At 47.5% G+C, this 14,357-nt stretch carries 9 protein-coding genes; all 9 read right to left on the reverse strand.

What is annotated here, in order from left to right; all coding sequences use genetic code 11:
* Positions 1 to 7: 7 nt before the first annotated feature.
* Positions 8 to 889: an alpha/beta hydrolase gene (locus NIAKO_RS25670; protein WP_014221369.1), complete on the reverse strand. Its 882-nt coding sequence runs from the start codon at positions 887 to 889 to the stop codon at positions 8 to 10.
* Positions 890 to 930: 41 nt separating this feature from the next.
* Positions 931 to 1,269: a cupin domain-containing protein gene (locus tag NIAKO_RS25675; RefSeq protein WP_014221370.1), complete on the reverse strand. Its 339-nt coding sequence runs from the start codon at positions 1,267 to 1,269 to the stop codon at positions 931 to 933.
* Positions 1,270 to 1,274: 5 nt separating this feature from the next.
* Positions 1,275 to 3,401: a heparinase II/III domain-containing protein gene (locus tag NIAKO_RS25680; protein WP_207622410.1), complete on the reverse strand. Its 2,127-nt coding sequence runs from the start codon at positions 3,399 to 3,401 to the stop codon at positions 1,275 to 1,277.
* Between the two features lie 23 nt (positions 3,402 to 3,424).
* Positions 3,425 to 5,668, reverse strand: a complete 2,244-nt coding sequence (locus tag NIAKO_RS25685; protein ID WP_014221372.1) for a chondroitinase-B domain-containing protein — start codon at positions 5,666 to 5,668, stop codon at positions 3,425 to 3,427.
* 168 nt (positions 5,669 to 5,836) lie between these two features.
* The gene (locus tag NIAKO_RS25690; protein WP_014221373.1) at positions 5,837 to 6,559 is read right to left on the reverse strand and encodes a FadR/GntR family transcriptional regulator; all 723 of its coding nucleotides are present in this window, start codon (positions 6,557 to 6,559) and stop codon (positions 5,837 to 5,839) included.
* Between the two features lie 39 nt (positions 6,560 to 6,598).
* Positions 6,599 to 8,188 (reverse strand): hypothetical protein, encoded by a 1,590-nt coding sequence (locus NIAKO_RS25695; protein WP_014221374.1) that lies wholly within the window; start codon positions 8,186 to 8,188, stop codon positions 6,599 to 6,601.
* Positions 8,189 to 8,284: 96 nt separating this feature from the next.
* The gene (locus tag NIAKO_RS25700) at positions 8,285 to 9,853 is read right to left on the reverse strand and encodes a RagB/SusD family nutrient uptake outer membrane protein (protein WP_014221375.1); all 1,569 of its coding nucleotides are present in this window, start codon (positions 9,851 to 9,853) and stop codon (positions 8,285 to 8,287) included.
* Positions 9,854 to 9,879: 26 nt separating this feature from the next.
* Positions 9,880 to 13,113 carry a SusC/RagA family TonB-linked outer membrane protein gene (locus NIAKO_RS25705; protein ID WP_014221376.1) on the reverse strand — a complete coding sequence of 1,078 codons (3,234 nt, stop codon included), beginning with the start codon at positions 13,111 to 13,113 and terminating at the stop codon, positions 9,880 to 9,882.
* A 300-nt stretch (positions 13,114 to 13,413) separates the two neighbouring features.
* A complete protein-coding gene (locus NIAKO_RS25710) occupies positions 13,414 to 14,349 on the reverse strand; it encodes a DUF4434 domain-containing protein (RefSeq protein WP_014221377.1) in 936 nt (311 codons plus the stop codon).
* Positions 14,350 to 14,357 lie beyond the last annotated feature (8 nt).

Here is a 14,357-nt window from a genome sequence, read left to right on the forward strand (position 1 = left end):
AAGAGGTTTATTTCCCAAGCTGTAATTCCTTTAAAAATTTTATGATGGCCTTATTCACTTCTGAGTTTTGATCTGCCGGGAACCCGCCATGTTTTCCACCCGGCACAGTCATAAAGACTGTTTTCACGCCGGCTGCTTCCAACTGCTTATGCAGTTCAACCGACTCTTCGTAAGGCACTACGGGATCTGCATCGCCATGCACAATGAATACTGGTGGATTGTCTTTATTTACATAACTCACCGGCGATACTGATCTCATAAAGGCTTCGTCCTTTGCCTTATCGCCTAACCAGTTGGTGGCCGATTTACTGGTAATATGCGGACCATACGCCCAGTCATTCACATCGGTAATTCCATATTTGTCTATGATGGCGGCTACGTGTATGTTTTCTATACCCGGGCAGTTCCCATCAAATCGATGATCATTGGCCAGCAAACCCGCCATCAGGGCCAGGTGCCCACCCGCACTGCCTCCCATGATCACGATCTTGTTTACATCTACATTCAGCTCCTTCGCATTTTTGATTATATAGATCAACGCACAGCGGGCGTCTTCTACTGCGGCAGGCGCTTTTGCCTGCGGCGTAAGACGGTATTCAATATTGGCTACCGCAAAACCTGCTTTGAAGAAGGAGTTAAAACCGGTTTGTGATTCCTTGGTGCCGTGGTTCCAGCCACCGCCATGAATGTTTATAACAATGGGCGCCGGCCCTTTTTCTTTAGGCGCCAGGTACAGGTCCATCCTTTGTTGCCAGCCGCGGCCCTGGGTGTATACCACGTCTATCTGTGAAGTATATCCTGCCGGATAAGTTACTTTTTTGGCAGAGTCCTGGGCATACGATCCCAGGCAGGCCATTAAGCCCACAAAAATCAATGATGTATATCGCATTTTAAATCGGTTTTAAGTGTCGCGGTGATCCAATTGGTCTGTTACTTCAAAAAATCCTCCCGGTGGGGCGAGAATGAATCTATCAGCATTCCGGCTTCCAGGCACACGCAACCATGTAACACATTTGGTGGTACGTAGTAACCATCGCCTTTGCGAATGATCTTTTTTACATCGCCAATGGTCATTTCAAAAACGCCACTGTCAACATAGGTTACCTGTGAATGCGGATGCTGGTGCATGGCGCCCACCCCGCCTTTTACAAACTTTGCCTTTACCAGCATAACCTTTTCATCATAGCCGAAGATCTGCCGTGTAATGCCATTGCCAACGTCTTCCCAGGGTATCTCTTGCTCAAACTGAAACTCATTGCTTTGGATCATAAGGCCTATTTTATAGTAATAAATGATTGTTTGTTGTTGTACTGCAGGGTAACGGTATAGGTTTTCTTGTTGTACGTAAACTCAAACCCGGTGGTTTCGCTATTGTCGTTTACCAGTTTGATATCTTTTGTAAGCGGTTTAAAACCTTTAGTGTATTCTGCAATGGGATTGGTTTGCCCATGCGGCTCGGTAATATTGATGAACGTATGCCCGGCTGCCGCCTTCTGTGAAATAATAAACCCTTTCTCATTGCGCAGATTGAACTCTGGGTCATTGGCGCCACAGGTTACAAAACACAAACTGGTACCGGTATCGGCCAGGAAGGTAGTGGTATAAAACCGCTTATTGTTTAAGATAGTTATCACCCCGTTGGCGGCATTCACTTTGTCGTCGCTGTTTACCCACATATGCTGATACCCATAATTATCACCGGCTGGCAACAGTTTGGTTTTGTTGGCGTTCACCGGGAAATTGCTGTCGGTTAGCTGGCCCTGGTACCAGAAGGGCAGATCGTACTGATGCGGCGCCTTGCTTTTTGCCTTGAATACATCTATCAGCAAGGGCATTTGTGCGCCTTCCGGTTTAAACAGGATCGCCGTGCGAACCAGTTGTACGCCTTCAAAGGCATGGTCTTCTTCGGCGCTCACCACCTGGTATTGCGGGGTGTTGTTAAAGTATATCAGCCCGGGCGCATGTTGATCTCCCGCTTTTTCGTTGGCCTGGTATTGCGATTGTTTATCTACCGCGATGGTATTGTGCGCTACAGTTTGTTTGCCCCAGGTATTATTTTCTTTGGTGTAGTTACCTCCGTTCTTGCTTTCGATATTCAGGAAACGTACTGCCCCATAATCACTGAACACTTCGGTATTGTTATCGTAGTACAAAATGTTCAACCGGTCAAAATGGCCATGCCCCATACCCTGCGAAGCGGCTTTCATCAGCACACAGGCCTGGTCGTCGTTGCTGCCCGATCTTAAAATACCCAGTCCGCCCCCTTTGCCATCGGCGCCATCGCTTATCCACATGGGTACGTAGGCGAATGGTTTTGTTTTTCCTTCAGCCACCGCTTTGGCTACTTTCAACCCGGCATCGCTTACAATTACTTTTTGTTGTTGCTGTGCCACATCCAGCAGGTCGTCGCCGCTCTGCATATCGCTGTAGGCAATATCAACAGCATAGATCATTTCTTCCGTTTCGTAACTTTTATCCTTCATGGCATCGTTTACCGGGAAGAACATTTTATTGGTGTAGGTACATTGAAGGGCCGTATTCACCGATTTCTTCAACAGGCCATTGCGGTAATCATAGATCTTCAGCTCAGGCTGGTATTGTTGAATGGTTTTGGCAAATAAGATAAAGGGTAAAATAGCGTAGCGCTGGTAATACGGGCCCTCCGTATAATATCCATCGGGTGAGAACAGCTCATTCAGCTGGGCAAGAAAGCCGGTTTTGTCGTCTTTCTTACTGCCATGCAAAGCGATATCCACCCAGTCTTTACGGCCACACACATACCCGGTCATGCCAACGGCCGCTACCGACCAGGTGCCGTGGTTATGGATCTTGTTGAAGATCTCGCCATTCACTTCTGAAAACTCTTTTACTATCGGTTCAAACAAATTGTCTTCTATTTTCTTCCGCTCTTCGGGTTTCAGGTAATCATAAATGCAATCGTACCCCTGGATCACATATACCTGCCACACACAATCGTTCAGGCTTTGCCAGAACATTTTACCCCCGGGCGTATCCTTGCGTTTGGGGTGCCGCGGCCAGGTATTATAAACAGCAGCATATTGAAACAGGATGTCTTTTACGAAGCGCGCATATTGTTCGTCTTTCGTGATCTGCCAGGCAATGCCGCAGGCCAGCACGTTCTGATAATTCTTTTTGTGTTGTTCATGGGTAGTGCCGCCACCGGCATCATGCGGCACCGGTACGTCTATGGGACTTTTCAATGCTTTGTCCGCATCTTTTTTCACTTCCTTCCACGACTGTTGCAACAAAGGGAATCTGGAAACGCCATTGCGCACCTCGTCAATTTTCTGTCTTGTCAATAAGATAGATGGATGTTGCTGTGCCATGGTGCTGTTAAACAGTCCCGCGATCAACATTGAAATAATTCCAATTCTTTTCATTCCTGGCATGCGCATTAACTATTTTATTGGCTGTATGTGTTATGGCTACCGGTTGCCTTGTTAAAAAAGGAACTCACCCGGCCGCTTTTATTAAATGTGCAATAATCTACGGTCAGTTTATCCCAGCTCATTTCTTCAAACCAGATGCTGCGTCCGCCGGCCCCGCTGTTGTTGAACACGCAGTTGGTTACCGAAGCAGTTTGAACGCCCAGCAGCTTTACCACACATCCCTGCATACGGTTCTCCACTTCTTTAAAGGAGCAATGATCAATAGTCACATCCGGGCCGGTGGTACTTTCATCGTTACCGCCACGGTATACGTTGATGGCGGTGCTGAGCATATTGGTAAAGGCACAGTTTTTTACCACCAGGTGTTCTACGTTGTAAATGCCCTTATCGTCTTTCTCGGCAGCAAAGTCGACGCCCGTTCCGGAATTGTGATGAAATAAGCAGTTAGTAATGATCACGGAATCGGCATAGGTGCTCTTAGTGCCTTTTATACAACTGAAATTGCTTTCATTGAAATTGAAGAACGTACAATTGTTTACCTGCAGGCGGTAATGACTGTTCATGGGTTTGGTGGTAGTGCTGATGGCCGACTGCACATCGCCATAACTTTTGTACGCGCTGTTGAACTGAATGTTTTCCACCGCAGCGCTGCCGCCATTCTCCAAAAGAAAAAAGGCGGGCAGGCTTTTCTCAGTGGTACTCACCAATTGGGATTGTACTTTAGGGTTGCTTCCTTTTATGGTTAAAAGGGTACGGATCACTACCGGTTCTTCCAATTGATACAAACCGGTATCGGTAAGCATAATAATATCGCCTGCATTGGCTTTGGCAACAATAGCAGGCAGTTCCCTGCTTTGCGCTGCGGAAACAGAATATGTTACAGGGGCAGTTAGTTTTGGTTGAGTTGGTTTGAACCAGGCAGCGCCGGTTTTATGTTCATCCATCCATGCTAATACGTCCCTAACCCCATCGGTGGTACTCCCGGAAAAAGCAATACGTATATTTTTAAACTTTGATATTCTTATAGCTGGATATTCGAGATGGATAAATTCTTTATTTGTTGGCTGGGATGCCCCATTGAATGTATTGTGTTTGAATACTATCCCTCCATCATTATTGTCATCTTTATATAAAGAACCACCATCTACACTGATAAAATTATTACTGAAGATTACGTTACGGGGAGGCGCTGTACGTTCAGGGTCTTTACCGGCGCCAAACTCAATACTTTTACAATTAATAAAGGTGTTATGGCTTATAAGCACATTTTTTACTTGTACATAGCGGTTCGGCAATGAATTAGGCACCCCATTCAGCACGCTGAATCCAGAACGAAACCGCTCTCCAGCCAACTGGAAGAACAAATTATCACTTACAGTATGGCCGGGATTGATAATGCGCACCCCACCGGTATTGGGTTTGTTGTTACCGATAAATATATTTCCGGTTACTGTATTGCGCTCGCCATGCCGCAATACCAGTCCGCCTTCGCATTCCCAAAAAGTATTGTAGTTTATTTTGTTATCGCCGCTTTTTATAGATACTACTTCCACCTCCCCATTACAACGTTCAAAATAGTTATGGTGAATATTCATGCGGGAAGATGTTAAAGAATACCGCGACACCCCTACCCTGATGGTCTCCCCGCCATTGGAACCCAGCGCCAGCCGGCCATTAAAATAGTTGCTATCCAGCTCATGGTAGTTTTGCTGACTGCGTTCATCATTCAATTCTACAATAATGGTTGGACCGCTGGTTAACTTATTTCTAAACGTACAGTGGTCTACCCGGTTATGCTGTCCCCAGAAAATCACCCAGCTTTCCGTATCAAAACGACCGGGTTTGTTATAGCTGTCAAACACACAATTGGTGAGCCGGCAGTTATTGGCCAGGTGGTCATTGTCTTTTCTGAATTCCACCGTAGCGCCTTTCTCGGCAAAACCATTTGCAAACAAGATCCCCGACACTACCACATGATTACTGCCAAACTGAATAAACGAATTACCCGTAAACTCCACCGCTCCCGGTTCCGCCGCTGCAATCACCACCGGCTTTTCCTTGGTACCGCTTGTTTCAATCTGCAGCGCTACGTTATTCCATTTGCCTTTCTCCAGTAAAATAGTGTCTCCTGGCTGCACTTTTGCCAACGCTTCCCGTAGTTGTTGAGGATTGCTAACCGGTATGGTAGCAGCTGTAAGCCGTAAGCTATAAGCCGTAAGCAAATACAAAATACCAATACAAATTCCTTTTGTTTTCATTTCGACATTTAAGATTCAGGCCTCCCCCCGGCCCCCTCCGGTGGAGGGGGAGGAATACAGCCTCATTATAATATTTAACCTAATAACATTTTTAGCCTTTATCAACTTCGTCAACTCTGTCAACCTCCTGGTTAACCGGTCAACTGGTTAACTGGTCAACTCTACCCACTATATCAACTTCACCTCTTTACTAATCCTAAAGATGTCATCTAAATGTGCCGCCATTGCTGCACCCGCCGCCTCCGCATCCTGGTCTGCAATCGCCTGCAAAATCTCATGATGCTCCGCCATGGCCTTTACCCCGCGGTTATCGCCACAGATCTTTTTCTCCACTATGTTGCGGATGATATCAGGCAGCAGCATCAACAGCATGCTTTCAAACACCGAGTTTTTGGTGGCATTGGCAATGCGCAGGTGAATAAACATATCTTCCTGGATGGCGTCCTGTTTGTTGTTTACTTTATTGTCGTAATCCTCCACAGCGCTGCGGATCATTGCCAGGTCTTCATCGGTGCGGCGCATGGCTGCCAGCCTCGCCGCATTGATCTCCATGTAATACCGGGCTTCTATCAAGGCGGAGAAATCGTCTTTATTAAAATTGATGATATCTGTGAGTACGCCCTCGATCATTTTTATGCTGTAGCCCGATACATAGGTGCCGCTCTGGGGCGAAGTTTTCAGCAGACCGAAAAACTCCAGCTTGCGAATGGCCTCACGCACATAACTTCTACCCACACCCAGTTTTTCGGCCAGTACGCGCTCGGCCGGTAACCGGTCGCCCGGTTTTAACTGCCCGGAAACGATCAGCTGTTTTAATTGTTGAATGATCTTGTCGGCAGGACTTTCAAACTCTATGCTTTTTATACTCTGTATAATATCTGCGGTATCCATAATACGTTGTTTATTACAAGGTGTAAGGTTACTGATTTTTTATTGTTCTTTCATAATGTCGAATGTAAGGGTAGACGTGCCCTGGTTGGGCGACGCTACTATGTTGATCGCATTCACTTTGATCAGGATATTCTTTGTTGCTCCGCTACCACCGGCCGGTGTCATTTTTGCCCAGATGATGGAGCCTACCCCAAAGGTAGTGTTGTTAGGCGCATTGGCAGTTGGGGCAGATACCCCGGTGAAAGTAGCATCGCTCATATCGGTGATGGTATTGCTGTTGAATTTATTGGCCACCGCGGTCTCTGCAGAACCGGTTCCCAGCACCCGGAACACAGTCTTCTTCAGGGTACTGGAAGTTGGCGTAGCCGGCGCCCAGGAAGTACCGTTACATTTAAAGGTGGCCAGCGTGGAGGCGGAAATATTTGCCGGGTTATTGAAAGAGATCGCCAGCGAACTGTTGGTAAAGATGGCAAAATCAATCTTTGCATGGGTGCTGGCATCATTCACCACATCGCATCCGCCAATAAGCGGCGCCGCGGTTTCGCCGGTAAAGAAACAGGTGGCGGAATTGACGGCAGCAGTGCCCTGCGACATCATGGTCATGTTCTTCCAGTAATAATAGGACAATATTTTAACCGGTACGGAGGCATTGTTCTGACTGTTACCGGCGTCTTTGGCTACCAGTTTGGCCGCAGTAACATTTGTTGCATAGCCAAAACCTGAATAGGTAAAGCTGTAGTTGTACTCGTTGCCGGATGAACTGGTAAGAACTGGTGTAACCGTTCCCTGTAAAGTTTCACCAGTGTTGGTTACCGCATACATGCTTACTGTGCTGAGCGGTGTATAGGATTTCAGCGTACCAGAGATATCCGGTTTACCATCGGGCAATGCGGTTGGCAGCTCGGTAACACTGAAGGTGATCACCGGTTTGAAGGGAATGTTTACAAACTGGATGATGGACTCCGTTTTCAAGCCATAAATATCTACCGCAATCACCTTTAACTGTCCGGCGCCATCGCCATAGGTATAATTGTAATTAAGCGCCAGTTCTTTGCTTCCATTGGCCAACACGCTATCGAGGTTGGCGAAATTACCATTGCGGTTATCGGCATAATAGATTTTTGCCAACCCGGTTTCGCTGGTGGCTTTACCGGTGATGGCCGTAGAAGCGGTTAAGGACGGCGTAAGGCTGGTAGGCAATCCCGTGATCACGGGCGCATTGGGATCGAAGTAACTGATCTTAATTATTTTTTCAAAAGAGGAATTATTATCCTGCACACATAACAGCTTCAGCCCCTTTACGCCGGCGAGGTTAATCCCCGCCCACGAGGCGGCTTTCACCTCAAATTGATAAGCCCGTCTGCTTTCTGCAGCAGGAAAATCAACCTGGATCAGTGTATCCTGTTTGCCATCGCGTTGCAGGTAATAATAGATCACGCCCATGCTGATGGTAGCGCTGACAGAACCGCTCACGCTCGCCTGGGGTTGAAACCCTTTTAACGCTACGTTGTACACAAAATCTGGACTGGTTACGGTTCCATCGGGTTGAACAATATCTTTTTTATGACAGGCCAACAGCGTTATAATTGCTGCGACTATTATTATTGATGACTTATATATTTTTTCCATATGGACTTTCACTACTTTAATGAACCATGTATTGTATTTCCCATTATCACCACCTGTCCCGATTTATCGGGATTATCGAATTATCACATTATCACATTAGAACCCACTGTTTTGGTCTATGTCAATCTCGTTATTGGTATCCAATTCCCGCTGGGGTATTGGCAGCAGGGGCCGGGTTATAATGTTCTGCTGGAGGTCGGTCAGCAGCACGGCCGGTTTGAACTTTTTATAATGCGCATCGTATTCCGACGCATAGTACCCCTGCATGGTGGTCACAAACTGACCGGTACGCGTAATGTCGAACAGGCGGTGGTTCTCAAACGCCAGCTCAATCCTTCTTTCATCCAGTAATTTGATAAGGAAGGTAGTACTGGTGATCGCTTCTGTACCTGATGCCGGGTACTGATAAAAAGCGGCCGAGAAACTACCGGTACCGGGATATACCCCTGCGCCCGCCCGCGTGCGGATGCGGTTGATAATGTCAACCGAAACAGGATCAAAACCCAGCGCTTCCGCTTTCATCAGCAACACATCGGCAAACCGGATCACCGGGAAATCGTTTTCCGCATCGTTCTTCAACATTACCGGCGACAGGAATTTCTTTACATAATTCAGCGTATTGTATTTATCAATGGTAGCCGCTTTGCGTTTATCGGCAAAACCTGTTGTGGGAACAATGTATTTGGAAACCATATTATCGGTAGGATAATTCAACCCCGAACCGTTCCCGTTTAAAATGGCGCTGCCACTGTTCAATGCGGCAAAGGAATTGGCCATATAATTACCCAGGCCCAGTCCACCCGCCTTATACCGTACAGCAAAAACAATTTCCTTATTCATTTCATTGCCGATGCTGAACACATCGGCATAGTTGGCCAGCAGGTCGTAACCGCTGTTGTTGATCACATCATCCAGCAACGGCAGGGCATCGGTTTTGCGGTTAGCGGTGAGGTATACTTTTGCCAGCAGCGATTTGGCAGCCCAGGTAGTTGCCCTGCCCAGGTCTTCCTGCGCCATGGCGCTGTAGTTTTTCGGCGTCATCCAGTCCTTCGCCGCCTGCAGGTCGGCCGTGATCAGTTTATAACATTCTTCTACGGAGGAGCGGTTGATCGATTTCAACGCAGCAGGATCTTCTGACCGGGTAAGAATAAACACCCCGCCAAACAAACGCACCAGGTTAAAGTAGTGGTACGCTCTGATGAACAGGGCCTCACCCGCCAGCTGTTTGCGTTGCACGTCGTCCATTTGCGCCGTTGGTTCGCCCAGGGTGATCTGTCCGTTGGCATAATCCACGCCCAGGCTTCTGAGTACATAGTTGGCGCTGCGGATATTTTTATAGGTATAGTACCAGTAGTTATACACCTGGCTGTGCGAGGAGTTCTCCAGGTAGGTATTCAAATCGTTCAACTCAATATTGGCTACCGAGGTACTGCCCGGCGATCCCTGTTTGGAAACATCGGACCGCAGTTCGGTCATCATCCATTCTGTTTCCAATGGTTTCTGCATGCCATTGTAACAACCGGTGAGCGCTACTTTTACTTCGTCATAATTATGGTAATAGTTCTCAACCGTTACATTCGATTGTGGTTTAAGATCTATGATCCTGTTACAGGCGCCAAGGCCTGCAACGAGTGTTATTATAGAGAGTTGTTTGAACCAATTCATAATTCCAGATTTTTCAAATGGCCACGTTAAAAATTAATGTCTATCCCCAGGGTTACGGTTCTTCCTATCGGAAACCCGCCGCGCTGGTAACCGTCTATCAGCGGCGAAGAATAGGCGCCGGAGATTGTTCTGGCTTCCGGATTGATACCCCGATACGATTTTGACATCATGTAAAACAGGTTCTCACCGGCGGCATACATGCGAATACCGTTTAACTTCAATCGTTTTACCTGTTTGGCTGGTAAGGAGTAACCAAGCATGGCGCTGCGCAAGGCAACATAGGAACCATCTTCAATTACATAATCGGTCAGCATCCAGTCGCTGCCCGTGCTGGAATACGGCGTTTTACCATCACCGGGGAAAGCAGCGCTCACCCAGCGGCCGGCCGTGTTGAAATTTTTATTGTACCATTTTGATTCGTTGTAATACGCATCGCCGTTCAGGATACTGGCGCCCTGTACGCCCTGGATCACAAAGCTGAGGTCGAACGATTTGTATTTGATCGTATTGGTAACGCCCCAGGTAAAATCAGGAAAGGGTTTGCCCAGCACGGTGCGGTCATTCTCATCTATGATCTTGTCGCCGGTCACGTCTGCAAACTTCAGCCCGCCGGCTACAAAGTATTTCGACATGGCGCTGGAATAACCGGCCGCTTTTGCATCTGCAATTTCCTGGTCAGATTTCCATACGCCATCGGTTTTGTAACCAAAGAACTGTACGGAGGGGCTGCCCACTACAGAGGCATATATTTCGTTGCGTTCGCCATAATTATATTGATAGGGTTCGCCGCCCATTTGCAACAACTTATTGCGGTTACCCGAAATGTTGAGGCTGGTTGACCATTGCCAGTTCTTATTGCGCACATTCACCGACGATACTTCCAGCTCCATCCCCTGGTTGCGCACTTTACCAATGTTATTCCAGTATTGATTAGAACCGGAGAATGACATGGCGGCCTGTTTGTACAAGAGACGATCGGTTGTGCCATTATAATACTCGATGCTGGCGGTAATGCGGTCGCCAAACAACCCGATATCGATGCCCGCATCGTACTGGAAGGTGCGTTCCCAGGTAAGTACGTTGGGCAGCACATCGTTGTTGGCGGCCAGGCCACTGGTCATTGTTCCGGTACCGGCGCCAAAAGAATAATTGGCCAGGTTCAGCAGCTCGAGGTACGAGAAGGGTTCAATTTTATTATTACCGGTTGCGCCATAACTGCTGCGGATCTTCAGGTTGCTTAACCAGTGCAGGCCCTCCATAAACGGTTCACCACTGATGCGCCAGCCGGCCGATACTGCGGGAAAGTAACCGTACTTCTTACCCGCGGGAAAATAACCGCTGCCATCGGTACGCATACTGGCCGAGAACAAATACTTGCCATCATAGTCATAGGTGACCCTGCCCAGGTAAGACAACAACCCGATCGGTGTTTTTTGGGTGTATGTATTGGACAAATCAATCGACGAGGTCTGGTTTAGGGTTTGAATATCGTCGCTGGGCAGGTTCAATCCTGTGAGCTGGCTTTCATTGATATTGGTCTTTTGCGCAGTGAAACCTACTACTGCAGCAATGTTGTGTTTATTTTTTATGCTGGTGTTATAGTTCAACGTGTTCTCCCATAACAGGTCGATGTACTTTTTGGAATAGTTAGTACCCTTATTTACATCGCCGTCAGCTTTCGCGTTCTTTTTTGAAAAGCTGTTTGTCTCCACATAATTGAAGTACGCGCTGGCCGAAGTTTTGGCCGACAAACCTTTCATCAGGTCAACAGTAAGATCGGCGCCTGTCAATACCCGGTAGTTATCGGTAAAACTGCTGTTCCGGTCAGCAATTGACTTAGGGGTATTGTTGCTGCTGGAGAAGGGGATCACCTTGCCATCGGTTACGCCGGGGTCGGTGGCGCTGTTGTAGTAAGTGCCATCGGGCATATAGCCCTGGTAAATGAGATTGCTGAAATGCCCGGCCTGTGCCCAGTCGCCCGGTTGCAGGTTGGCCCATTGCGGATTTTGTTTTACAAAGGCGGCCGTAGCAGCGGTATGTTTTACCGGCAGGCCGGAATAAAAGCGATAGTAATCGGTAAAGTTGGCAGCAGGAGCTTCAGCCCTTGAGTAAGAGGGGTTGAAATTTACATTGAACTTCACTTTCGGGCTCAGGTTCCCATCGATCCTTGTTTTAAAGTTCATCCGGTTCAGCGAGCTGTGCGCCATAATGCCCTGGTCGCCCTGGTAATTGCCCGACACATAATAACGCAGGTCTTTACCACCGGATACGCCTAACTGCACATTGTAGATGGAGGCGTTTTGCATAGCTTCATCCTGCCAGTTGGTGCCATCGCCATTGCGCAGCACGCTTTCCACCAGGTACCGCGCTTTTTCCTGCGGAGTGAGGAGATTTTGGTTACTGGCAGTTACGGTAGGGTCTTTGGCGCGCATGGCCGCTTCGTTGTACATTTTCTCCGTGTACTCCGTAGTGCTCATGATGGGGTTCAGCTTGTAGGGTGATTTCACGCCGTAATAAGCTTTCAACCCATATTTGGGCCTGCTGGATTTGCCGCTTTTGGTTGTAATGATGATAACGCCATTGGCCCCGCGCGAACCGTAAATGGCCGCCGATGCCGCGTCTTTCAACACCTCTATGGATTCCACATCAAACGTACTCACCATCGCTAACCCATCAGGTACGGGGTGACCATCCACTACCACCAGCGGGTCGGCATTGGCGCTGATGGAACTTAAACCGCGCACGCGAATGCGGGGGCTCGATTGTACCTCGGAGCTAACATTCTGAACAGTTACCCCGGCAATTTTACCAATGAGGGATTTATCTAAACTGGAGGTAGGAATTTCGTCGAGGTTTTCGTTCTTCACTTTTGACACCGCGCCGGTAAGGTGCGATTTGCGTTGCTGGCCATACCCGATCACCACAATATCATCGAGCACCGCCGCCTGCACCTGCATTTGAATGGTGATGCTGGTTTTGCCATTCAGGTCAACCACCATGGCTTTATAGCCCACGGCGCTGGCCATTAATCTGGCTTTGGCACTATTTACTTTAATGGAGAAGATTCCTTTGTCGTCGGAGCTAACGCCTGCGTTTTTGGAACCAAACACCGTGATGGACACACCCGTGATTGGTTTACCAGTTTTTTCATCGGTGATCTTTCCTTCTACCGTTTTCTGCGCCAGGGCTAGTAGACTGATAAAAAGAAAAAGGGTGGTTGATAAACAGCGCTTTAGCAGTCTGTTTTTTGGGGTCGTCATTGGCAGTTTGTTTTGCAATCGTTGATGAAATGGTCGGTTTCAGTCACAAAAAATTGGTTAACCAATATTGGTTGACCAAATATAGAGTATACTCCACACTAAGCAAATTTATTTTAGTGAATTATGCGATATGGGAGTGAAGGAAATGTCTAAAGAACTGATAATATGCTAATTGAAAAACAAAAACGTTTTACAGGAACGTCCCGGAAAGGCGTTTTAAATTAAAAAGGGTGAATCCTGGCCAGCTGCCGGGGACTCACCCTTATTTAAAACACTAAAACTTACAACGTATAAAGCATGTTACTTTAAGCCAGCAATATATTCGCGGTACCGGTTATACAGATGGCCGGCCTGCAGGTAGGCTGACTGCGGGCTCATAAAATGTGAAAACTCAAATGTGATCGCCTTATCGTACCCGGCGCGGCGCGCCGCTTCCAGCTTCAACCGCAGTTTTTCAAACTTGATAGGCAGAAATTTTATCGGCATATCCCGGTCGAACGATTCTGCATTCGTCCAGCATTGCAGGCCAAACCGGTCGGCCATTTTTTTATTGATGGCAAAAAAATCGTCCAGCTCATGGTAATCTATATGCCCGTCCTGGAAGGCCACTGCATCAACAGCGCCCTGGATGCCGGCAAAGATCTCGCTCCATTCCTGCTCATGCTCCTTTATAGAAACCGCATCTTCTTTAGTGAGTGTGGAAGATGCCGCCATCACTGCTTTCTTCCCATCTATCCAGGGCGAAATAAGGGTGGGCAGCCCATTGCTCACCTGTTTGCATTGCAGCCCCAGGGTTTTAAATGCCTCGGTAGCGCCTTTCGTTTTCCGGCTTATTTCCATGCTCAGGTACCAGCCTTTGAAACTTTTATGATGACCATATTGTTTCCATACTTCGTCTATTACAAACCGATTGCTGTCAATTTCATGTTGCATATTGCAGGTATCCCAGTACTTACCACTATCGTATAAGCCAAAATAAAAGTTCATCCCCAGTTCATCGGCCAGCTGCAGGAACAACTGCACCAGATCAACCGGTGGTTTATAACAACCCTGTTCGTTTATTAAATAAACAGAGGGGTATGTAATGAACCGGCGGTAGCCACTGCGAATTAAAATAACGGTATCTATACCAATGGCCTTCATGTATTCAAAATCGCGCCGCCATTCATCAGCGCCCCAGTTTTGATGGGGAATGTCGTGACTGATCTCATCTATAAAGGTGCCCGTGATCTTCATAATGCACT

It is taken from the genome of Niastella koreensis GR20-10 (assembly GCF_000246855.1).
Taxonomy (GTDB): Bacteria; Bacteroidota; Bacteroidia; order Chitinophagales; family Chitinophagaceae; genus Niastella; species Niastella koreensis.

Coding starts and splice junctions, on each gene's coding strand:
- NIAKO_RS25710 (WP_014221377.1), bottom strand. CDS start 14,349: ATGAAGATCACGGGCACCTTTATAGATGAGATCAGTCACGACATTCCC.
- NIAKO_RS25690 (WP_014221373.1), bottom strand. CDS start 6,559: ATGGATACCGCAGATATTATACAGAGTATAAAAAGCATAGAGTTTGAA.
- NIAKO_RS25685 (WP_014221372.1), bottom strand. CDS start 5,668: ATGAAAACAAAAGGAATTTGTATTGGTATTTTGTATTTGCTTACGGCT.
- NIAKO_RS25695 (WP_014221374.1), bottom strand. CDS start 8,188: ATGGAAAAAATATATAAGTCATCAATAATAATAGTCGCAGCAATTATA.
- NIAKO_RS25670 (WP_014221369.1), bottom strand. CDS start 889: ATGCGATATACATCATTGATTTTTGTGGGCTTAATGGCCTGCCTGGGA.
- NIAKO_RS25700 (WP_014221375.1), bottom strand. CDS start 9,853: ATGAATTGGTTCAAACAACTCTCTATAATAACACTCGTTGCAGGCCTT.
- NIAKO_RS25680 (WP_207622410.1), bottom strand. CDS start 3,401: ATGAAAAGAATTGGAATTATTTCAATGTTGATCGCGGGACTGTTTAAC.
- NIAKO_RS25675 (WP_014221370.1), bottom strand. CDS start 1,269: ATGATCCAAAGCAATGAGTTTCAGTTTGAGCAAGAGATACCCTGGGAA.
- NIAKO_RS25705 (WP_014221376.1), bottom strand. CDS start 13,113: ATGACGACCCCAAAAAACAGACTGCTAAAGCGCTGTTTATCAACCACC.